Genomic DNA, 20,980 nt, shown 5'->3' on the forward strand with positions numbered 1-20,980 from the left:
AATGATGAAAGAGTTCCGCTATGTCATTCAGGATAAGGAAGGAATCCACGCCAGACCCGCCGGCCTTTTGGTTCTGGAAGCACAGAAGCACGCCTCGGAAGTCACCATCAGCAAAACCGGAAAAAAAGGAAACGCAAAAAAACTGTTTTCCGTTATGAGCCTTGCGGCCAAAAAGGGCGAAGAGGTTACGGTTACGGTGGAAGGCTCCGACGAGGAGCAGACATTCAAGGATATTCAGGCCTTTTTCAGGGCAAATTTATAAGATTACAAGATTTCATGATGATACATCTCCATCTCACTCACGCACAATTTCTTCCATCTGGAGAGACCGGCGTCAATGCTTCTGCATTGACGCCGGTCTCTTGCTCTATTCTTCTGCATCCTCAATTTTCCCGTCGCACAGAACGACCTTGCGGTCCTGTATTCTGTAGGTTCCGTCCCTGACATAGGTAAGGGTCGGCACCTGCAGATAATGTTCCCAGCCGCGCCCTGCAAGCTCGGTCTTTACAACGCCGTACCGGTTCCCCCTGGCCTCGATCACCTCGCCCCCGCCGACATAAACGCCGATGTGGCCGCTCCTGTGGACCGCCAGCCCCGGGGTGTCCGGCATCGCGGAAATATCGCCCTTGACCTCAGCCGACTCGAAAAGGCCGTCCGCCGTACAGTCCGGCAGAGCGCCCTGCCGCTTTGCGGAGATTTCCCCCGTCGACTCGTCCAGCCAGCAATACGCCTTGATCAGCCCGCTGCAGTCGAAGCCCGGCCTCCCCCCAAAATTCAGGTAGATGGCGTTTACCTGCTCCCCGCTCAGGTCCGCCCGGTCCACCCCGTCGAACCGCTGCTGCTGTTTTTGCAGAAAGGGCATCCGGATCGTCTGGCCGACCGCCCCGTAAACGTAGCCGCTTTTGCAGGCCAGCGCGTTCCAGGCGAAATTGGCAAGGCCGATATTGTTTTTCAGCCCATCCCCGCTTTTCAGATTTTTTTGCAGCAGGGAAACGGAATCGACATACCCGGGCGCCAGCTCCGTACTCAGTCCCGTCATCGACTTCCTCTGCGCACTGTCGACCGAAAGGCCGAATTCCAGCTCGATCCTCTCAAAAATCCCGTCCGTATCCTCAAAGGGTATGGGCGTATCCTTTTCCTCTCTATAGAAACATTTTACAAGGCGCTCCCTCACATTGCTTTTGTTCGGGTACCGGCTGTTGTCAAACAGGGTGATGTAGACGGCATACAGCAGCTGTGTGTTGATCTGTTCCCCCTGAGGGGTACGCAGGAGCACCTGTGAAACCAGGGGCTTGAAATCCTCCGACACCGTTTCCAGCGCGTATTCCCTCAGGCTTTCCTTCTGCCCGGCGCAACTTTTTACAACGGAAACGATCAGAAGAAGCACCATCAGCAGGATGCCGGCGGCTGCCCAAAACCGTTTTTTTATGATAATTCGCGGAATACTATGTCTTGTGACGATCATGATTGCCGTACCTCCTGAATCTTTCCTATGCACAGACGGGGAAAAGTATGAGCAAACCGGAAAAGTTTTGAAGTTCCGCTCATTGACGGGCATGTCCATATCTGCTAAAATAGAAAATGTATAGTTAATTTGAAATTCAAAGTAGGCGGGGAAAATCCGCCCTTTCCCGGACTCCGGGCGAATTTTGGAAGATTGTGCCATATTTATGAAAATAGGGAGTAAAAATAGATGAACGAAGAAAAAAAACAGCGCGGCGACGATATTATTGCGGGAAGGAACGCCGTGAGCGAAGCCATGCGCAGCGGACGCAGCATCGACAGCCTTTACGTTGTCCGCGGGGCGCACACCGGCAGCCTGAGCGCGCTGATCGCCAAGGCAAAGGAGAAAGGGATCGCCATTAAGGAAGCGGACGGCAAAAAGCTGGATTTCCTGTGCGGCAACGCCAATCATCAGGGTGTGGTCGCCGTAGCAGCGGTCAGGGAATACGCGACCGTCGACGATATTTTCCGGCTTGCCGAAGAGCGGAACGAGCCCCCGTTCATCATTGTGGCCGACGAGCTGGAGGACCCGCACAACCTGGGCGCGGTTCTGCGGGTGGCGGAATGCGCCGGCGCGCACGGCGTCATCATTCCCAAGCGGCGCGCGGCGGGCCTGACCTACGCGGTCGGAAAGGCCAGCGCGGGCGCGGTGGAATACGTCCCGGTTGCCAGGGTGACGAACATCACCGCTGCCATCGACGAGCTGAAAAAGCGCGGCGTCTGGATTTACGCCGCCGATATGGACGGAGAGCCCTGGTGCGGCGTGGATTATTCCGGCCCGGCCGCCATTGTGATCGGCTCCGAGGGCGCGGGTGTCGGGCGGCTGGTAAAAGAAAAATGTGATTTTGTCATATCTTTGCCGATGAAGGGTAAAATAAATTCGCTTAATGCTTCGGTCGCCTGCGGCATCATCTGTTATGAAATTGCACGCCAGCGCAGTGGGATTAAGACAAAATAATACAGGAGCGATCAATATGGGCGACAATCAAAAAGCTCCGCGCGACAAATTTTCGTTAGACGAGATTTTAGCGGAAGCGCGCACTTTGGAAACAGGAAAACAGGAGCCTGCGCCCACCGAACAAAAGGCAAAGGCTGACCCGGGACGAAAAAAAGCGGTTGCCACACCGGAGGAAATTGCCCGGCAGGCAAAAATCGCTCTGGACGCAAAAGTGTCCTCCCTTCCGCAGCACCCCGCCGCGCCGGAACCGGAAAAGACAAAGGGCCGCGGCAGGGGATTTTTCAAACGCCGCAAGCAGGACTTTCCGGAGCCGGAGGAGGACGGAGACATTTACTACGGCCTTCAGCTGCGGTCGCTGGAGGACTACCGCGCGGAATACGGAAAAATAGAGCCCCCCGTGCCCCATTCGGAGAAGAAAGAGGGAGACTCGGTCTTTTCCTATCTTTTCAGCGAAACCGGCGACGACGTGGTGGACGACGAGGTTGCCGAACGGTTTGAGCGCCTTCACAGCGAACGCAAAAAGCGCGTGAAAAAAATCATGAGCCAGGTCGGCCTGGATGAGGACGATATCTTTTCCCTGTACGAGGACCAGCCGGCCGGCGAAGGTCCGAAGGCAAAAGAACCGCCGCCGGAGCCGGAAGAACCCGAGGAGCCGTATGCTCCCACCGTGATTCCTCCCGCACCGCGGCCCGCCCCCGGTCCAGCTCCCCAGCCAAAGCCGGAGATAGCGCCCGGCCCCGCGCCGGAGCCGGAAATACGTGAGCCTCACCCGGAACCGGTGTTCCAGCCGCCGGCCCCGCCGATGACCCCGCAGACGCCGTTCCAGCCCGACGCCGTTCCTTCCATCCGCTGCCGGCTTTCGGAAGAGCCTGTCAAGGAGCCTGTGGCGGCGCCGGCGGTAAAGGAAGAAGTCCCGCCTCCGCCCCCCGTCAGGGAACCGGGGAAGCCGGTGCCGCGGTCGGCGGAAAACGTCCGCAGCTACCGGGCGGATTTCAGAAAACCCGTTCATTTTATCCAGCTGAATAATTATGAGGAAGTTTTGTCTGAAGCGGCGGCGGGCTATCCGCCCGCCAAGCCGAAGCAGCCTCCGCCGCCGATCCGGATTCCCGTCGAACCGTCCGGCGGCGCGGGCGTGCTGGAGGAAGGCACGGAGCAGGCGGAAGTTTTTTCCGACGAAGCTCCGCAGCCCATCCCCTTCCCCGAGCCCGTCCCTTCCCTGGCCATGGACCCCGAAGAAGGAGAAGCGCTCGAGAGCTCTTTCCAGCCGGAGGAAGAGGACGGAGCCAAACCGGAGAAAAAGAAAAGCTTCAGCGTGTTCGGAAACGAGGAAGAGGACAACGACTCCACCGACAACCTGCCCGGCGAGCCGGAGGAGCTGGACGACTACCAGAGTCCGTCGGACGCTCCCTCCATCTTCCACGACCTCAGCGCCAATATCCGAACGCTGTATCTCCGGCTGGCCGTTACGGGCATCAGCTTTGTGATTCTCCTTATTTCCGGTGTCCTGCGGGATTATTCCTCCCTGCTGCCGGAAGCGGTCCGGGACTGGACGGGAGCGCAGCCGTACATAATTCTGAACCTTGTATTCCTGCTGACTGCCACCGCTTTCAGCATCACGCCCATCCTGAACGGATTAAAGGGGCTGGTAACGTTCCAGGCCAACGCGGACAGCGGCGTCGCCGTTGCGGATATCGCCGCGCTCATCCAGAATATTTCCCTGCTGTTTTCCGTGCAGAGCCTGCAGACCGGGAATCTGCATCTGTACTCTATTCTTGTGGTGATGGCCCTGTTTTTAAACGCCGCAGGGAAGCTCAGCTTTGCCAGGCGGATCGACCGCAATTTCCATTTTGTCGCCTCGCCCGACCAGAAACAGGCCGTGCAGCTTTTCGACGACCACAACATCGCGCTGCAGATGACGAGCGGCTGCGTGATGGACGCGCCGGTCATCGCCTATCAGACAAAGACGAATTTTTTGAAACAGTTCCTAAGCCTTTCCTATGAGCCGGACCCAAGCGAGCAGTCCTCACAGGTAGCGGCTCCCATCGGATTCGTATCTTCTCTCATACTGTGCATTGTTACGCTCATATTATTTAAGGATATTTTTAGCGCGCTGACCGCCTTCGCGGCTGCCGCGTGCATCTGCGTCCCCTTTGTCAATATGCTCAGCGTCAACCTTCCGGTCAACCGGGTCAGCCGTATCGCCGCCCGCTGCGGCGCAATGATCGTCGGCTATCCCGCGATCGACCGGTTCAGCGGGGTCAACGCCGTGCTGGTGGACGCGAAAGAGCTGTTCCCCAAGGGGACCGTCGTGCTGAACGCGATCAAAACCTTCGGCGGGCAGCGCATCGACGACGCCATTGTGGACGCCACCGCCCTGATGTGCGCGGTGGGCGGGCCGTTAAGCGACCTGTTCGACCAGATCATCAAGAGCCGCCGCGACATGCTTCCGAAAATCGACAATACGGTCTATGAGGACGACAAGGGCGTTACCGGGTGGGTTTCCGGGCGAAGGATTCTGGTGGGCAGCCGCAAGCTGATGGAAGCCCACAGCATTGAGCCGCCCTCGCGCGATTATGAAGAAAAATACATCCGCACCGGAAAGAGAATCGTTTATCTGGCCTCCGGCGGGGAACTGGTCGCCATGTTTGTGGTCTCCTACAATTCCGACCGCCGCCGCGCCATGGAGCTAAGGCGCATGGAAGACAACGGCATCAGCCTGATCGTGCGCACCTGCGACCCGAACATCACCCCGGCTCTGCTGGCGGAATGCTTCGGGCTGGAAGAACACTCCGTGCGCGTGCTGCCCGAGCGGCTGGGGAGCATCTATACCGAAATGACGGCTTCCCCGCAGGAGCGTTCCGAAGCGGTCATGGCCACAAAGGGCCGTCCGACCGCCATGATGCGTCTGCTGACGGCGTGCGTCCGCCAGCGCAGCAACATCTCCATTGCGCTTGCCCTGCAGAACGTTGCGGTGATTCTCGGCCTTCTGCTGGTCGCGTTTTTGACCTGCTATTCCGGGCTCGGCCAGCTGACCGTCACCGCGCTGATGATTTACGAGCTGTTCTGGGCGGCGGCAATCCTGATTGTGCCCAGGCTTCGCAAGCCTTGATTTTAACACGGATTGTGAGAAAGAACACATGAAGAAAGACCTTTATAAGCGCATGGCGATGGTGTGCGTCGGCACCCTGATCATGGGCTTTGCCGTGTCCCTTTCCGTATATGCCCGCCTGGGAACGGACCCCTGCACCTGTATGAATACCGGGCTGGCGCAGCTGCTCGGCATGAGCTTCGGCGTATGGCAGCTGATCATGAACAGCATCATGCTGGTTTTCACCTTTTTCTTCGCCCGCGATAAGATCGGCTTCGGTACGATCGTCAACATGATCGCCATCGGTTTTCTGGTGGATTTTTTCAACTGGCTCTTCACGTTTTTCCTGCCGCCCGTGCCGCCGCTTTTTCTCAGGATCGCCTGCATGCTTCTGGGCATCGGCATTCTCGCTTTTACCGCCGCGCTTTACATGTATCCCGATCTGGGCGTTTCGCCCTACGACAGCATCGGCTTTATCCTCGCCCGCTTCCTTCACGCGCAGTACCGCTGGTGCCGCGTCGGCTACGACGTTACGGCTGTCCTCATCGGCGCCGCTTTGGGCGGCGTGGCGGGGATCGGCACCGTCATCACCGCGTTCTGCATGGGGCCGCTGATTAAATTTTTCGGCGACCGGATGCCGAAATGGTTCCCCCTTGAAAGGAAACCCCTGATAAGCAACTAAAAAAGACCTGAAAAGACGTTCCGTCTTTTCAGGTCTTTTTTCTGTTTCCATCCACGAGAGATTGCAAAGTCCGCTCCCGTGAATCGGCTATTTCAGAAAGCCGTCGATAATTTTCTGCGCTCCGGCGTTGTCGTCGGACACGCACAGGATGACATATTTTCCGCTTTTCACCAGAACGGGCGATTTCAGCTTCGCCATTTCCTGCGGCTGATAATCCGTAAAACCCGCCCGCTGGTCTTCAATTCTGCTCTGCGCGGCCTCTTCCACCTTCCCGGCGGAAGTTTCGTCCTTCGCTTCAAAAACCGCCACCTCTTCCGCCGTGGCCCCGGTGCTTTCATAAATGTCCGATTTGGAAACGGTGCTTTCGTCAAGTCCGTACAGCTTAAGCGCCGTTTTGCTGTCGAGCTTCGACATTTGATCCGCAAACCGGATCGAGGATATCAGTTTTTCTGCAACCGCCCCGGTGTCTACCGACTTCGGGGTGCTCGCGGCACAGCCTGCCGCAAACAGCAGCGCGCCCGCCAAAATCACCATGATCGCTCTCTTCATTTCTTCCTAATCCCTTTCCCCATTCGTGTGCGCCCTCAGGTACTCACACCATTTTTTGCAGTATTCCCTGTTCAAATGCACTCCGTCGGCCGAAGCGTCTTCGGGCAGGTTCCCCTCCGAATCGGAAACCGCCGTATTGACCGCGAGATAGCGCACCTTGCTTTTCGCGGCCATCTCTTCGATCGCCTGATTGTATGCTTCGATTTTCTGGTTGTTATACACCTTATCCGTTCCGGATTTTTTCGCCGTCACCGGAAGGATGGACTGCACGTAAATCACAGCGCCCGGCTGGCTGGCCTTCATTTCGTCAATGACCTTCTGGTAGTCCCCAACAAAGGTGTTGAAGCTGCTCCAGCCAAGCTCGTTTACGCCCAGCATAATATAGATTTTCCCATATTTCTTCTCTTTAAGCGCCTGCATCACCGGCAATTTTTTACCGTGGATTTCAATGGACGGCTTCGTGAAGATCGTGCTGACCATCAGCCCTTTTACGGCATAGTAGGTCGCATTGTCCAGCCCGTCATAATTTCGCAGCGCCTCCGTCCGGCTGTCCCCAATCAACAGCGCGTCGTCAAAATATCCCGCCGGAGCAACAGCGTCCTGCGGGGTGCTGCTGAGCGGTACGGCGGGCGACGAAATCACCTCGGGCGGAAGGCTGACCGCTGCCGACTCTGCCTTTGACGGACTGCTGCTCACCGGCGGAGAGCTGCTCACCGCGGATATCTCCGGAACGGAGCTCTGCGTCCGCGTTGCCCCGTGGACCATCTGGCTGATTCCCCTGAAGGCGGCAAAGGTGCCCAGCCCGATCAGATACAGAACTCCCGCCAGAAAGATACAAATGGCCAATCTTCGAAAAAAACGCCTTCTTTTGTATTGTTTGTACCTTGTAACCTGCATATAACTGCACCCCGCGTTTACTGACAGCCATCTGCAAAATAAAGCGACGATATTTCAAACGGTTTTTCTTATTCCGCATTAAGAAAAACCGTAATTCGATACTCCCTCTTGATTTGTTGCCCTCACTGTCGTGCTGATTTTGGAACGTTCCAACGGGTTCTATTATACCCCAAAACCTGTTTTTTGGGAAGTACAAAACAAGGGTATGACAAAACTGTCATGCCCTTGTAATCATTGTTATTATTTGCTTTGGATTGTCACAGACGTGTAACGGTTGCTTCTTCTGAAAGATTATTTCTGTGCCTCGAAAACCGCAACCGCGCAGGCTACCGTAGCGCCAACCATCGGGTTGTTGCCCATGCCGATCAGACCCATCATTTCCACGTGTGCGGGAACGGAAGAGGAGCCGGCAAACTGAGCGTCGCCGTGCATGCGTCCCATGGAATCCGTCAGTCCGTAGGAAGCGGGGCCGGCGCCCATGTTGTCCGGATGCAGGGTACGGCCGGTGCCGCCGCCGCTGGCAACGGAGAAATACTTCCTGCCGTTTTCCTGCGCCCACTTCTTGTAGGTGCCAGCGACCAGGTGCTGGAAGCGGGTCGGGTTGGTGGAGTTGCCGGTGATGGAAACGTCGACGCCCTCCGCCTGCATGATCGCAACGCCCTCGCGGACGTCGTTCGCGCCGTAGCATTTGACCGCCGCGCGCTCACCGTCGGAGAAAGCCTTTGTCTCAACGACCTTCAGCTCGTCGTTGAAGAAGTCGAAATCGGTCTTTACATAGGTAAAGCCGTTGACTCTTGAAATGATATACGCGGCGTCCTTGCCGAGGCCGTTCAGGATAATCCGGAGCGGCTCCTTGCGGGCGCGGTTCGCGGTGCGGGCAATTCCGATGGCGCCTTCGGCGGCGGCAAAGGATTCGTGGCCCGCCAGGAAAGCAAAGCACTTCGTCTCGTCACGCAGGAGCATAGCGCCCAGGTTGCCGTGGCCCAGGCCGACTTTTCTCTGTTCGGCGACGGAACCGGGAACACAGAACGCTTCCAGACCGGCCCCGATCTTTTCGGCGGCCTCAGCGGCGGACTTTACGCCGGTCTTGACTCCGATTGCACAGCCGAGGGTATAGGCCCAGCTTGCGTTCTCAAATGCGATGGGCTGTACGCCCTTGACAATTTTATCTACATCGATCCCTTTGGAAAGGCAAAGGTCGCGAGCGTCTTCGAGGCTGGCAAGGCCATACTCGGCAAGACACTTCTCTATTTTGGCCATTCTTCTTTCTTTTCCTTCAAACATGACATCGTTAGCCATATAGTTTGTCCTCCTTTATGGTCTTTATTATTCTTCACGCGGGTCAATATACTTTGCCGCGTTGTCAAAGCGGCCGTACTGACCGATATTCTTTTTATAAGCCTCTTCCGGGCTCACGCCGTGACGGATGTCCTCCATCATCTTGCCGAGCTTGACAAACTGATAACCGATTACCTCGTTGTTCTCATCCAGCGCGGTTTTCAAAACATAGCCTTCCGCCATTTCCATGTAGCGGACGCCCTTCGCGCCGGTGCTGTACATGGTGCCGACCTGGGAACGGAGCCCCTTGCCAAGGTCTTCCAGACCTGCGCCGATCGGAAGTCCGCCCTCGGAAAACGCCGTCTGGCTGCGGCCGTAGGCGAGCTGCTTGAAGATTTCTCTCATGGCGACGTTGATCGCGTCGCAGACAAGGTCCGTGTTCAGACACTCAAGCATGGTTTTGCCCGGCAGGATTTCGGCGGCCATTGCCGCGGAGTGGGTCATGCCGGAGCATCCGATGGTTTCCACCAGAGCCTCCTGCACAATACCATCCTTCACATTCAGAGTCAGCTTGCAGGCGCCCTGCTGCGGAGCGCACCAGCCAATGCCGTGGCTTAAACCGGATATATCCTTGATTTCATATGCCTTGACCCATTTTCCTTCTTCAGGAATCGGTGCGGGGCCGTGTTTTGGTCCCTTTGTTACAGTACACATTTTTTCCACTTCTGGGGAATAATTCATATCGGTACTCCTTTCGGTTTCAGTGTCTTTTGGTTTTATTACCATATAACCAAACATACTGTTTTATTATAGTTTATCTTTCGCCTTTTATCAATAGAAACATGCCCAATAATTAATAATTTAACAAATAAAAAGCGGGAAGCCGGGGGCTTGAAATCCTGCCATAAATTCCCACAAAAAAATAAAAGTCGAATTCTTGTATGAGCCGTCGAAAAATGCTACGATAGAGACAAATCTAATATATTGGGGAGATAAAAATGCAAGAACCAAACTCTGCGTACCAAAACCCTGCGGTCTACGAAGACAGCACGCCTCTTTCCATTGGCAATTATCTGGTCATGATGCTCGTGGGGGCGATCCCCGTGGTGGGCCTCGTCATGATGCTTGTGTGGGCGTTCAGCGGCAGCGCCAACACCAACAGGAAAAACTATGCCCGGGCAGTCCTGATCATGATGTTGGTCGTCCTTGTTCTCAGCATCATTTTCGGAGCAAGCCTGCTTTCGTTCTTTTATTCCATCGGAACGGCAAGTTACTGATCGGTTCAGCGCAGACGGCGGACAGGGTTCCGCCGTCTTTTTTCTTCGGACCCTGCGGGGCCAATGTTCATGAATTCTTCTTTATTTTTATTGAGCCGTATGATATACTGATTTTATATGCAAAATCTATACTATTGATTTTCTATGATATTTCAGAGGTGACTTTATGAGTAATATTCTGACCGCCTTTTTCGGCAATTACAGCAAACGCGAACTGAAGCGCATTCAGCCAATCTGTGATGCCGTTCTGGCACTGGAGGACAAGTATAAAGGAATGTCCAACGAAGAGCTGATTGCCCAGACCCCCGCGCTGAAGGAGCGCCTGTCCAACGGGGAAACGCTCGACGACATCCTGCCGGACGCTTTCGCGGTCTGCCGCGAGGCTTCGGACCGCGTTCTGGGGATGCGCCACTTCCCGGTGCAGATCATCGGCGGGATCGTGCTCCATCAGGGACGCATCAGCGAAATGAAGACCGGCGAAGGAAAAACGCTGGTCGCCACCCTTCCGGCCTACTTAAATGCCCTTTCCGGAAAGGGCGTCCATGTTGTAACCGTCAACGACTACCTTGCCCGCCGCGACTCCGAATGGATGGGCAAAATCTACCGCTTTCTGGGCCTGAGCGTCGGTCTGATCGTACACGATCTGGAAAACGACGAGCGCAAGAAGGCGTATAACGCCGACATCACCTACGGCACGAACAACGAGTACGGCTTCGACTACCTGCGCGACAACATGGTCATTTACAAGGAAAACAAAGTGCAGCGCGGCCACAGCTTCGCCATCGTCGACGAAGTGGACTCCATCCTCATCGACGAGGCGCGCACCCCGCTGATCATTTCCGGCCAGGGCGACAAATCCACGGAGCTTTACAATGTGGCCGACCACTTCGCACAGACCCTGAAAATGGTGAAAGTCGCGGAGCTGAACGACAAAGAGGACAACGACGAGCTGTACAAGGGTGCCGATTATATTGTGGACGAAAAGGCAAAGACCGCCACGCTGACGCAGTCCGGCGTGAAGAAGGCCGAAGCTTATTTCAAGCTTGACAACCTGACCGACGCCGACAACATCACGATCCAGCACCACATCAACCAGGCGATCAAGGCGCGCGGCGTCATGCAGAACGATATCGACTACGTCGTCAAGGACGGCGAAGTCATCATCGTCGACGAGTTCACCGGCCGTCTGATGTACGGCCGCCGCTACAACGAGGGCCTGCATCAGGCAATTGAAGCCAAAGAGGGCGTAAAGGTCGCGCACGAAAGCAAAACGCTCGCCACGATCACCTTCCAGAACTTCTTCCGGCTATACGACAAGCTTTCCGGTATGACCGGTACCGCCATGACGGAAGAGGAAGAATTCCGTGAAATCTACAAGCTGGACGTTGTCGAGGTCCCGACCAACAAGCCGATGGTCCGTAAGGACTTCCCGGATGTTGTTTATAAGACGGAGAAAGCGAAATTTAACGCGGTCATCGAGGATATCATCGAGCATCATGAAAACGGGCAGCCGGTTCTGGTCGGCACCATTTCCATTGAAAAGTCGGAAGAGCTCAGCGGACTGCTGCGCCGCCGCGGCGTCAAGCACGAAGTGCTGAACGCGAAATACCACGACAAGGAAGCGGAAATCGTCGCTCAGGCCGGCCACAAGGGCGCCGTTACCATCGCCACCAACATGGCCGGACGCGGCACCGACATTGTGCTGGGCGGCAACAGCGAATATATGGCGAAATCGGAAATGCGCCGCCTGCAGTTTTCGGAAGAGCTCATCAGCGAGTCCACCGCCTACTCCGAGACAGCGGATGAAGAAATTTTAAACGCCCGCAAGACCTTTGCGGAGCTGGATGAAAAATACAAGGCCCAGATCAAACAGGAAGCGGAAGAGGTCAAAGCCGCCGGCGGCCTTTACATCATCGGTACGGAGCGCCACGAATCCCGCCGTATCGACAACCAGCTGCGCGGACGTTCCGGCCGTCAGGGCGACCCCGGTATGAGCCGTTTCTACATTTCGCTGGAAGACGATCTCATGCGTCTGTTCGGCGGCGAGCGTATCAACAACCTGATGGAACGCCTGAATGTGGATGAAAACACCCCGATTGAAAACAAAATGCTCAGCAATACCATTGAGGGTGCCCAGCGCAAGATCGAAGGCCGCAACTTCGGCATCCGCAAAAACGTCCTCCAGTTCGACGACGTTATGAGCCGTCAGCGTGAAATCATCTACGGACAGCGCGACCAGGTGCTGAACGGAGAAAATATCAAGGACCAGATCATCAAGATGATCGAGCAGGCCATCGAGTCCCAGGTACACCAGTACATGCCCGAAACCGCGCTTCACGACGACTGGAATTTCCAGGGTCTGCGCGACCACTACATGGGCTGGCTGCTCACCTCGGAGGACCTGGTTTACAGCAAGGAAGAGATCGAACGCCTGGAGCCCGATTTTGTCAAGAACGAGCTGATCGAAAAAGCGAAAGCGCTGTATGAAAAACGCGAGCAGCAGTTCGGCGAGGAAATCGCCCGTGAGCTTGAACGCGTCATCCTTCTGAAAAACGTCGACTCCGAGTGGATGGACCATATCGACGCCATGGAAGAGCTGCAGAAGGGCATCCGGCTACGCGCTTACGGCCAGCACGACCCGGTGGTCGAGTACCGTCTGGAAGGCTTCGACATGTTCGACGCGATGATCGCGACCATCCGTGAAAACACCGCGCGCATGATGCTCACCGTCCAGCTCCGTTCTGCGGAAGAGCCGAAGCGTGAGCAGGTGGCCACGCCGACCATGAGCAGCGGCGGCGACGGCAGCGACACGAACCGCACCGTGCGCAAAGGCAAGAAGCCGGGGCGCAACGACCCGTGTCCGTGCGGCAGCGGCAAAAAATACAAAAAATGCTGCGGTAAAGACGAATAATTATCAGGAGAGAGTGCCAGGCATTCTCTCCTGTTTTTTCAAGGAGACCTCTTATGACAAATTCGGAATTGACCGATTTTTATACCATCAACAGCCCTATGGAATATCTGGATTATGAGCTCACTGTATGGGGAAGAATCTTCAGCGACGAAGACAACAAGGAAAGCTACATGTCCAACTACGCGCTCATCAACAAGAACATTGATATTGATCAGGCTATTGGGGAGATTGAAGCCTATTACAATCAAAGAGAAATCGTCCCAAAAATTTTTTACCAACCGGATTCATTGCCACTCAGTCTCCTTCGTCCGTATTTTGACAGACACGGTTATGAACTGCGCGAATTTGAAGAGAGACTCATGATTTTTGAAAAGCTCCCGAAAGCACGGCACATCAAAAAATGTGTCATTCGTCTGTTTACTCAACCGTTGACAGGTGCTGAATATGCCCTTTGCATTGAACAGGATTTTGGTGAAACCTACGGCGTGGATATGATCAACCGTCAGATCAAAGCGGGATACCGCCTGTTTGCCGCGTATGACGAATCCGGCAGTCCGGTTTGCATGGCGCTGCTGGGATGTTTGAAGGGCGCTGCATACATCAGCGACTTGTACACCACCCCGTCCGCCCGCGGTAACGGTTATGCGGCGGCCTTAATGGAAGCAATCAAAGCCGAAGCTTCAAATCAGCTGCTCTTTCTGGACGCCGCCAGTGAAAACGCAATCCGGCTTTACGAAAGGGCAGGATTCTCAACACGCATTGTCAGGCGCTGGTGGGCGGTAAAAGGCTCCCTTCCCGCCTGGTGCAGAGAATAAAACGCCATACATTTTTCGATAATCAGACATCATCATTCTTCCTTTCTGCATTCCCTATATAGAACTTATAAGTACTATATAAAACAGAACAACACCTGCTTATGGTATTGTCAATAGTATAAAAAAGTACTAGGTGAAGGTGTGGTGCAATTGTATTTCCCAAGGCTGAAGGATCTACGCAACGACAGGGATCTGCTGCAAAAGGATATCGCGGCGGTCCTGAAGATCAGTCAGACGGTCTATTCCCGGTACGAAAGAGGGTATCAGACCATCCCCGTGGAGCATCTTCTCAGTCTGGCTGATTTTTACCATACTTCCACCGATTATCTCCTGGGCCGGACAAATAATCCAACCCCCGCGCCAAAATAAAAGCAGCATGGAGTCCGACCGAACTCCATGCTGTTTTCTATTTGGATGTTTTCATGCCTCCGCGCCCGGAAGTAAGGGTTTTGACCAGGTCGAACACGTAATTGCTGCCCCGGCTGACGAGGATTCCCGTCAGGATGCTGCCGACAAGCGGAACCGAGGTTTTCATCCCCACCATGGCCAGCATGTCGACCCCGTAGGCGACGGTAACAAATACGCCCAGCAGGATGGAAAATACCATTTCCCACTTCAGGACTCCTTTGACAAAGAACTGGTTGATATAAGTAATGACCCCTTCCACAATGACCGCCAGAAAAAACAAGCCGAAATACTCCATATGACCGCCCTCCTCATCTGACCGCCGCGGCGTATTTCGCCGCAGCCCGGTTTCCCTTTTCCTGTTTCAATTCTATGCAGGAAATCCTCCGTTCAATACAGAGTCCGCCGCGGTGAAAAAATTTTCCTTTCCGCAACAAAAAAGCCCGCCTCCCAGCGGGTCTTTCTGTTGTCGATCAAGCCGCGCAACCTTTTGGCTCCCTCTTTGAGGAAGCTGGCGGGCAGCGCCTGACTGAGGGAGTACGTGGAAATCCGGCGGGGATACTCTTCGGTCTGTTTCCTATTCGCCGAACATATCCTTGATCTTATCGATAAAATTCTTGCGCTTCTGATAATTCTTTTCCTCGGCGACATTGTCGAATTCCTGTAAAATTTCCTTTTGCTTCTGGGTCAGGTTTTTCGGCACTTCAATCGTCATGCGCACGAACTGGTCTCCGCGACCGCGACCGCCGATCCGGGGGATGCCCTTGCCCTTGAGCTTAAACACGTCGCCGGGCTGTGTGCCCTCGCGCACATGGTAGCTGACGCGGCCGTCGATGGTCGGCACGACGACTTCCGCGCCGAGCGCCGCCTGAGTATAGGTAATCGGCACCTCGCACCAGATGTCGTTGCCGCGGCGCTCAAAAATGGGATGGGGCCGCACATTGACATACACGCGCAGATCGCCGCTCGGGCCGCCGTTGGTTCCGGCGTTTCCCTGTCCGCTTACGCTGAGAATCTGCTCGTTGTCGATCCCGGCGGGGATGTTGACCTCGATCGTTTTCTGCCGGCGTATCCGTCCGGTCCCGCCGCAGGTTCCGCAGGGATCGTCAATCACCTTTCCGGTTCCGCCGCAGCGGTCGCAGCTCCTGCTGGTCTGTACCACGCCGAACGGCGTGCGCTGGCTGATGCGCACCTGTCCCGTTCCGCCGCAGTTCGGGCAGGTTTTCGCGGAGGTTCCCTTTTTCGCGCCGCTGCCGCCGCAGTCGCCGCAGGTTTCTATCTTCTGATAGGATATATTTTTGCGGCAGCCCTTTGCCGCTTCCTCAAAGCTTATGTTCACCGTCGCTTCGGTGTCGCTGCCGCGCCGCGGCACATTTGGATTGACGGAACGGCCGCCGCCAAACCCGCCGCCGAAAAAGCTGTTGAATATGTCGCCCAGATCAATGTCGCCGGTAAAGGGGCTTCCGCCGCCCGCACCGCCGCCGAAGTTGGGGTCGACGCCCGCGTGGCCGAACTGGTCGTAGCGCGCCTTTTTATCCTTATCGGAAAGCACTTCGTATGCTTCGTTTACCTCTTTGAATTTTGCCTCGGCTGTCTTGTCCCCCGGGTTTAAATCCGGATGATACTGCTTCGCAAGCTTGCGGTAAGCCTTTTTGATCTCTTCGTCCGTGGCATTTTTCGGCACGCCCATAACTTCATAATAATCCCTTTTATCAGCCAAACCAAATCACTCCTAAAATAATGAAAAATGAATAAATGAAGGAGGAAGAGTCCCTTGGCGTTCCTTCAAAATGCATTTTAACTGTTATTGCTGAAATTGCCGCTCAACCCATGATTGCCAGCTCCCCAAACGAAGAGCTGGCCACCACAGTCATTCATCTTTCATGAATCGTTATTCATTGTAAAAAGCAAGCCGGAGATTACTTTTTGTCATCGTCGTTTACGTCCTTGTACTCTGCGTCGTAGACGTTGCCGCCGTTTGCGTCCTGCGCCGGCGGGACGGGCTGTCCATCGGCCGGCTGCTGCGGCGCCGCGCTCTTATAGAGCTTTTCGCTGACCGCGTACATCGCCTTCTGCAGTTCTTCCGACTTTGCCTTCATATCGTCGACATTGCTTGCGGAGATGGCCTCTTTCAGGGAGGCGACCTTTGCGTTCAGGTCGGATTTGTCGGACTCGTCGATCTTGTCGCCGTTGTCCTTAAGCAGCTTCTCGACCGCGTAGCACATATTCTCGGCTTCGTTCTTCTGGTCGACTTCCTCGCGGTGCTTCTTATCCTCCGCCGCGAATTTTTCGGCTTCCTGAACAGCCTTGCTGATGTCGTCCTTGCTCATGTTGGAGCTGGAGGAAATCGTGATCTTCTGCTCCTTGCCGGTACCCATATCCTTGGCGGATACGTTGACGATGCCGTTGGCGTCGATATCAAAGGTGACCTCGATCTGGGGGATTCCGCGCGGCGCCGGGGCAATGCCGTCCAGCTTGAACAGGCCGAGCTGCTTGTTGTCGCGGGCGAATTCGCGCTCACCCTGCAGGACGTTGACCTCAACCTGGGTCTGGCCGTCCGCCGCGGTGGAGAAGATCTGGCTCTTCTTGGTCGGGATGGTGGTGTTGCGCTCGATGATCTTGGTCATGACGCCGCCCATGGTCTCTACGCCGAGGGACAGCGGGGTAACGTCCAGAAGCAGCAGGCCTTCGACCTCGCCGCCCAGTACGCCGGCCTGAATCGCCGCGCCGATGGCAACGCACTCGTCCGGGTTGATGCCCTTGAACGGGTCTTTTCCCGTAAAGCCCTTGACAGCGTCCTGCACGGCGGGGATTCTGGAGGAACCGCCGACCAGCAGAACCTTGTTGATCTGCTCAATTTTCAGACCGGAATCGGAAAGCGCCTGACGGACCGGACCCATGGTCTTTTCCACAAGGTCTGCGGTCAGCTCGTTGAACTTCGCCCTGGTCAGGGTCAGGTCAAGGTGCTTCGGGCCGGAGGCGTCCGCTGTGATGAACGGCAGGTTGATGGAGCTGGAGGTCATGCCGGAAAGCTCGATTTTCGCTTTTTCCGCGGCTTCCTTCAGTCTCTGCATCGCCATCTTGTCGCCGGAAAGGTCAATGCCGGTTTCCGCCTTAAAGGAGGAAGTCATCCAGTCCATGACGCGCTTGTCGAAGTCGTCGCCGCCAAGGCGGTTGTTGCCCGCGGTGGCCAGAACTTCCTGCACGCCGTCGCCCATTTCAATAATGGAAACATCGAATGTACCGCCGCCAAGGTCGTAAACCATGATCTTCTGGTCGTCGCCCTTGTCGATGCCGTAGGAAAGCGCGGCAGCTGTCGGCTCGTTGATGATGCGCTTTACATCCAGTCCGGCGATCTTACCGGCATCCTTTGTCGCCTGGCGCTGTGCGTCGGTGAAATACGCCGGGACGGTGATGACCGCGGAAGTGACCTTTTCACCCAGATAAGCTTCCGCGTCACCCCTCAGCTTCTGAAGGATCATTGCGGAAATTTCCTGAGGAGTATAGCTTTTCCCGTCGATATTGACCTTATAGTTGGAACCCATTTCTCTTTTTATGGAAGAGACGGTGCGGTCCGGATTGGTAATCGCCTGACGTTTCGCAACCTGACCGACCATACGCTCGCCCGTCTTGGAAAAAGCAACAACGGAAGGGGTGGTTCTGGCGCCTTCTGCATTCGCAATGACGACCGGCTCGCCGCCCTCGATAACCGCAACACAGGAATTGGTAGTACCTAAGTCTATACCTATTGTCTTTGACATACTGTTTACCTCCAAAAAATAAGTTTTTGAATTGAATAATCAATCTATAAGAATTTTTAAAATCACCTGAAATCGGCCAAATCAGTTAGCAACCTGCACCATCGCGTGGCGCACGACCTTATCCCCGATTTTGTAGCCCTTCTGGAACACCTGCACTATGGTGTTTTCCCCGGCGTTTTCGTCCTCCACATGGGAAACCGCGTTGTGAAGGTCCGGGTTGAAGACTTCCCCGGCTTCCCCCATCTCGGTTACGCCGAGCTTTGCGAGCGCGCCTTTGAGCTGTGTGCCGACCATTTCGACCCCCTTGCGAAGGTCCTCCACGGTGCAGTCCTGCTGTTCCAGCGCCCGTTCAAGGTTATCCGCCACGGGCAGAAATTCCGTGACCGCAGCGGCTGTCGCGTCGGCGTATACCGCCGTTTTTTCGCGTTCCGTACGTTTGCGGTAGTTGTCGTATTCCGCGGCTGTGCGGAGCAAAAGCTCTTTTTGCTTTTTCAGCTCCTCCTGCGCCTGTTCTAACTGAGTCTGTGCGTCGTCCTTCGGTTTTTCCTGTCCGGCCGGATTTTCCGCCGCCGCAGTTTCCCCGGCACAGGCCTTCTCTGCCTTAGAGGTTTCCTCCGGCTTGCCCGCAGAGGTTTTTTCGGGCGTTCCGGAAGTTTTCTTTTTATCCGCTTGTTCTTTTTGGTTTTTTTCCAAAACAGTGACCCCTTTCTATTCCATATCCAATAGCTCTGTCAGCATTCTTCCGACGGAGCCGGAGAGATATTCAATATTGGAAATGACCTTTCCGTAGTTCATGCGTGTAGGGCCGATAATGGCGATCGCGCCCGCGTCCCTGCCGCCGACCGAGTACCGGGAGACCACCACGCTGGATTCGCTCAGCTCGGGCCGCTTGCTTTCCTGACCGATCAGCACCTTCATGCTGTTGCTCTGCTGCATCAGAAGGCGGGAAAGCTCCTGCGGCCGGGAGAGGAAATCCATAATGCGGCGGATGCCCGCCTGCCCCAGCTCGCTGCAGAATAAAAGGTTCATTTCGCCGTCCAGACAGACCTCCGTCTGCATGGTGTCCTGCGCCACGTCCAGCACCGCCATCAGCGCGTCGCTCATCAGCATCGTCATGTTCCCCAGAGACGCGGCAAGGGACTGAATGTATGCCGGCGTAATGGTGGAAACCGGCAGCCCGACCAGCTTTTCGTTCAGCACCCTGAAAAACACGCGCAGGATTTCGGGGGTAATATCGAAATCGCAGTGGAAAACGCGGCTTTTCATGGTGCCCGCGGAGGTCATCATAATGGCCATCGCGGTCCTTCGGCTGGTCTGCACAAACTGAATGGCACGGATGTCCGCCGAGCTTCCGCTCGGTGTGGTGGAAACGGCCGCGAACCGGGTCATTCCCGCCAGCGCCCGCGCAACGCCGTCCAGCAGCTTTTCGGGGTCGTACGCGCTCGGCAGCAGCAGGCTGTCGATATAACGCTGCTCTTCCCTGGAAACCGAATGCTTTTTCATCAGCGTGTCGATATAAACGCGGTAGCCTTTGTGGGAAGGAATTCTTCCCGCGGAGGTGTGGGGCTGCTCCAGCAGCCCCATTTCCGCAAGGTCGCTCATTTCATTGCGCACCGTCGCGGAGGACACGGTGAAATCAAGGGTGTCGCAAAGCGCCTTGGAACCCACCGGTTCGCCGGTCGCAACGTACAAATCAACGACAGCCGCCAGAATTTTCTGTTTCCGTTCGCTTAACTCCAACCCTTTCACCTCGCCTGTTTTATATTTTAGCACTCTAATAGTTCGAGTGCTAAATCTAATTAATAATTTACCATTACTTTACCCCATTGTCAATATAGTATTTGTAAACTCTTTGTGAAATCGTAAAAATTATGTTCTTCCGGCGAACGGGGAACGCCGCTTTTCATTTCTATGGAGTTATGCTAAACTATTTTCATACCGAACGAATATTATTTGGCATTGGAAATGGAGAAACCATGGAACAGAATCCCTTCGGCGGCAACTACGCCCGCCTGATCAAAGAGTTAGAGCCGGACTGCGAAAAATGCAGCGGCCTGTGCTGTGTAGCGCTGTACTGCGCAAAAACGGACGGCTTTCCGGACGATAAAGACGCCGGAAAGCCCTGCCGATATTTAGCGCCTGATTTCCGCTGCGGGATTCACGCCGATTTAAAAGGCAGAAAAATGAGCGGCTGCCTTGCTTACGAATGCCTGGGAGCGGGACAGAAAACGACACAAATTTATTCTTCCGTCGGCGACTGGAAGACAGCCCCCGGTCAGGCGGAAGCGATCTTTCAAACCTTTTCCGTTCTTTTTCAGCTCCACCAGATTTTATGGTACCTCATAGAAGCGGCTTCCCTGACCTCGGACGAAAAGACGGCGGCAGCCGTCGACGCTCTTATCGAGGAAAATCAGCAAATGTCCCAATTTTCCCGCGGCAGTCTTTTGGAGCCGGACATTGCCGGGCACAAATCAAAAGCGAACCGTATATTGAAAAAAATCATCGGGAGCATTTCATCTGAAGACCCTGAATCACGCCAAAGGGCCGACTTTTTAGGAAAAAATTTCAGGAAAGCGAGCCTTGACCGAAAAGACTTCAGCATGTCGCTCCTGATCGCGGCTGATCTGGAAGGCTGCAGTTTGGACAAAACCGTCTTTTTAGGGGCCGATCTCCGCGACGCAAACCTGAAAAATACCGATTTGAGCAGGAGCGTTTTTCTGACACAAATGCAGATAAACTCCGCGAAGGGCAACAGGAACACCCGGCTTCCCGACGGGCTGCGCCGCCCGTCGGCATGGTAGCGCGTGTTTGTAAAAAGAAACCCGCTTTACGGCCTTTCCAGATTATGCTAAAATA

The 20,980-nt window shown here is 55.1% G+C and carries 19 protein-coding genes; 9 read left to right on the forward strand and 10 right to left on the reverse strand.

Features of this window, described 5'->3' with window-relative positions:
* Position 1: 1 nt before the first annotated feature.
* Entirely contained in the window at positions 2-262 is a 261-nt protein-coding gene (locus ACRQU7_RS18220) for an HPr family phosphocarrier protein (protein ID WP_444642471.1), read from the forward strand.
* Positions 263-367: 105 nt separating this feature from the next.
* Here ACRQU7_RS18220 and ACRQU7_RS18225 read toward each other — a convergent pair whose 3' ends face one another.
* Positions 368-1,465, reverse strand: coding sequence for an NlpC/P60 family protein (locus ACRQU7_RS18225; RefSeq protein WP_444642473.1), 1,098 nt, complete (start codon positions 1,463-1,465; stop codon positions 368-370).
* A gap of 228 nt (positions 1,466-1,693) precedes the next feature.
* Between ACRQU7_RS18225 and rlmB the strand changes: the two genes are divergently transcribed.
* From rlmB to ACRQU7_RS18240, 3 genes are read left to right on the forward strand one after another with little or no spacing between them, the layout of a single operon-like run.
* Positions 1,694-2,461, forward strand: coding sequence for a 23S rRNA (guanosine(2251)-2'-O)-methyltransferase RlmB (gene rlmB, locus ACRQU7_RS18230; RefSeq protein ID WP_038326090.1), 768 nt, complete (start codon positions 1,694-1,696; stop codon positions 2,459-2,461).
* 16 nt (positions 2,462-2,477) lie between these two features.
* Positions 2,478-5,570: a hypothetical protein gene (locus tag ACRQU7_RS18235; RefSeq protein WP_444642476.1), complete on the forward strand. Its 3,093-nt coding sequence runs from the start codon at positions 2,478-2,480 to the stop codon at positions 5,568-5,570.
* A gap of 28 nt (positions 5,571-5,598) precedes the next feature.
* Entirely contained in the window at positions 5,599-6,231 is a 633-nt protein-coding gene (locus ACRQU7_RS18240) for a YczE/YyaS/YitT family protein (RefSeq protein WP_444642478.1), read from the forward strand.
* A gap of 87 nt (positions 6,232-6,318) precedes the next feature.
* Here the strand turns inward: ACRQU7_RS18240 and ACRQU7_RS18245 are convergent, their stop codons facing one another.
* The 4 genes from ACRQU7_RS18245 to ACRQU7_RS18260 form a co-directional block, all read right to left on the reverse strand.
* Positions 6,319-6,780, reverse strand: coding sequence for a DUF4358 domain-containing protein (locus tag ACRQU7_RS18245; protein ID WP_444642480.1), 462 nt, complete (start codon positions 6,778-6,780; stop codon positions 6,319-6,321).
* A 6-nt stretch (positions 6,781-6,786) separates the two neighbouring features.
* Positions 6,787-7,626, reverse strand: coding sequence for a GDSL-type esterase/lipase family protein (locus tag ACRQU7_RS18250; RefSeq protein ID WP_444642482.1), 840 nt, complete (start codon positions 7,624-7,626; stop codon positions 6,787-6,789).
* A gap of 342 nt (positions 7,627-7,968) precedes the next feature.
* On the reverse strand, positions 7,969-8,976 hold the full coding sequence (locus ACRQU7_RS18255; RefSeq protein WP_038326093.1) for a GGGtGRT protein: 1,008 nt from the start codon (positions 8,974-8,976) through the stop codon (positions 7,969-7,971).
* Positions 8,977-9,003: 27 nt separating this feature from the next.
* Complete coding sequence (locus ACRQU7_RS18260; protein ID WP_038326094.1) at positions 9,004-9,696, reverse strand: iron-sulfur cluster assembly scaffold protein; 693 nt, start codon at positions 9,694-9,696, stop codon at positions 9,004-9,006.
* A 257-nt stretch (positions 9,697-9,953) separates the two neighbouring features.
* Between ACRQU7_RS18260 and ACRQU7_RS18265 the strand changes: the two genes are divergently transcribed.
* The 4 genes from ACRQU7_RS18265 (at position 9,954) to ACRQU7_RS18280 (ending at position 14,327) form a co-directional block, all read left to right on the forward strand.
* On the forward strand, positions 9,954-10,232 hold the full coding sequence (locus tag ACRQU7_RS18265) for a hypothetical protein (RefSeq protein WP_444642485.1): 279 nt from the start codon (positions 9,954-9,956) through the stop codon (positions 10,230-10,232).
* A gap of 166 nt (positions 10,233-10,398) precedes the next feature.
* A complete protein-coding gene (gene secA, locus ACRQU7_RS18270) occupies positions 10,399-13,143 on the forward strand; it encodes a preprotein translocase subunit SecA (RefSeq protein ID WP_444642487.1) in 2,745 nt (914 codons plus the stop codon).
* Between the two features lie 53 nt (positions 13,144-13,196).
* Entirely contained in the window at positions 13,197-13,958 is a 762-nt protein-coding gene (locus tag ACRQU7_RS18275) for a GNAT family N-acetyltransferase (protein ID WP_444642489.1), read from the forward strand.
* Positions 13,959-14,102: 144 nt separating this feature from the next.
* Entirely contained in the window at positions 14,103-14,327 is a 225-nt protein-coding gene (locus ACRQU7_RS18280) for a helix-turn-helix domain-containing protein (protein ID WP_444642491.1), read from the forward strand.
* Positions 14,328-14,364: 37 nt separating this feature from the next.
* Here ACRQU7_RS18280 and ACRQU7_RS18285 read toward each other — a convergent pair whose 3' ends face one another.
* The 5 genes from ACRQU7_RS18285 to hrcA all read right to left on the reverse strand — a co-directional run bounded on the left by ACRQU7_RS18285 (position 14,365) and on the right by hrcA (position 19,864).
* The gene (locus ACRQU7_RS18285) at positions 14,365-14,661 is read right to left on the reverse strand and encodes a hypothetical protein (RefSeq protein ID WP_038326097.1); all 297 of its coding nucleotides are present in this window, start codon (positions 14,659-14,661) and stop codon (positions 14,365-14,367) included.
* A gap of 279 nt (positions 14,662-14,940) precedes the next feature.
* Complete coding sequence (gene dnaJ, locus ACRQU7_RS18290; RefSeq protein WP_444642493.1) at positions 14,941-16,083, reverse strand: molecular chaperone DnaJ; 1,143 nt, start codon at positions 16,081-16,083, stop codon at positions 14,941-14,943.
* 199 nt (positions 16,084-16,282) lie between these two features.
* Positions 16,283-18,124 carry a molecular chaperone DnaK gene (dnaK, locus tag ACRQU7_RS18295; protein ID WP_141826621.1) on the reverse strand — a complete coding sequence of 614 codons (1,842 nt, stop codon included), beginning with the start codon at positions 18,122-18,124 and terminating at the stop codon, positions 16,283-16,285.
* An 81-nt stretch (positions 18,125-18,205) separates the two neighbouring features.
* A complete protein-coding gene (gene grpE / locus ACRQU7_RS18300; RefSeq protein WP_444642496.1) occupies positions 18,206-18,817 on the reverse strand; it encodes a nucleotide exchange factor GrpE in 612 nt (203 codons plus the stop codon).
* Positions 18,818-18,832: 15 nt separating this feature from the next.
* Entirely contained in the window at positions 18,833-19,864 is a 1,032-nt protein-coding gene (gene hrcA / locus ACRQU7_RS18305) for a heat-inducible transcriptional repressor HrcA (RefSeq protein ID WP_444642498.1), read from the reverse strand.
* Positions 19,865-20,100: 236 nt separating this feature from the next.
* On the opposite strand from hrcA, the gene ACRQU7_RS18310 reads away from it, so the two are divergent.
* Complete coding sequence (locus ACRQU7_RS18310) at positions 20,101-20,925, forward strand: pentapeptide repeat-containing protein (RefSeq protein ID WP_444642500.1); 825 nt, start codon at positions 20,101-20,103, stop codon at positions 20,923-20,925.
* The last annotated feature ends 55 nt before the right edge of the window (positions 20,926-20,980 follow it).

Origin of the sequence: Caproiciproducens puteiluti (genome assembly GCF_052442865.1) — a bacterium.
GTDB lineage: Bacteria > Bacillota > Clostridia > Oscillospirales > Acutalibacteraceae > Caproiciproducens.

What these genes read in the sequence shown, in the direction of transcription:
- dnaK (WP_141826621.1), bottom strand. Translation starts at nt 18,124, where the DNA reads ATGTCAAAGACAATAGGTATAGACTTAGGTACTACCAATTCCTGTGTT.
- ACRQU7_RS18245 (WP_444642480.1), bottom strand. Translation starts at nt 6,780, where the DNA reads ATGAAGAGAGCGATCATGGTGATTTTGGCGGGCGCGCTGCTGTTTGCG.
- ACRQU7_RS18255 (WP_038326093.1), bottom strand. Translation starts at nt 8,976, where the DNA reads ATGGCTAACGATGTCATGTTTGAAGGAAAAGAAAGAAGAATGGCCAAA.
- rlmB (WP_038326090.1), top strand. Translation starts at nt 1,694, where the DNA reads ATGAACGAAGAAAAAAAACAGCGCGGCGACGATATTATTGCGGGAAGG.
- ACRQU7_RS18310 (WP_444642500.1), top strand. Translation starts at nt 20,101, where the DNA reads ATGGAACAGAATCCCTTCGGCGGCAACTACGCCCGCCTGATCAAAGAG.
- ACRQU7_RS18285 (WP_038326097.1), bottom strand. Translation starts at nt 14,661, where the DNA reads ATGGAGTATTTCGGCTTGTTTTTTCTGGCGGTCATTGTGGAAGGGGTC.
- ACRQU7_RS18235 (WP_444642476.1), top strand. Translation starts at nt 2,478, where the DNA reads ATGGGCGACAATCAAAAAGCTCCGCGCGACAAATTTTCGTTAGACGAG.
- ACRQU7_RS18275 (WP_444642489.1), top strand. Translation starts at nt 13,197, where the DNA reads ATGACAAATTCGGAATTGACCGATTTTTATACCATCAACAGCCCTATG.
- ACRQU7_RS18265 (WP_444642485.1), top strand. Translation starts at nt 9,954, where the DNA reads ATGCAAGAACCAAACTCTGCGTACCAAAACCCTGCGGTCTACGAAGAC.
- secA (WP_444642487.1), top strand. Translation starts at nt 10,399, where the DNA reads ATGAGTAATATTCTGACCGCCTTTTTCGGCAATTACAGCAAACGCGAA.
- ACRQU7_RS18220 (WP_444642471.1), top strand. Translation starts at nt 2, where the DNA reads ATGATGAAAGAGTTCCGCTATGTCATTCAGGATAAGGAAGGAATCCAC.
- ACRQU7_RS18225 (WP_444642473.1), bottom strand. Translation starts at nt 1,465, where the DNA reads ATGATCGTCACAAGACATAGTATTCCGCGAATTATCATAAAAAAACGG.
- ACRQU7_RS18260 (WP_038326094.1), bottom strand. Translation starts at nt 9,696, where the DNA reads ATGAATTATTCCCCAGAAGTGGAAAAAATGTGTACTGTAACAAAGGGA.
- ACRQU7_RS18240 (WP_444642478.1), top strand. Translation starts at nt 5,599, where the DNA reads ATGAAGAAAGACCTTTATAAGCGCATGGCGATGGTGTGCGTCGGCACC.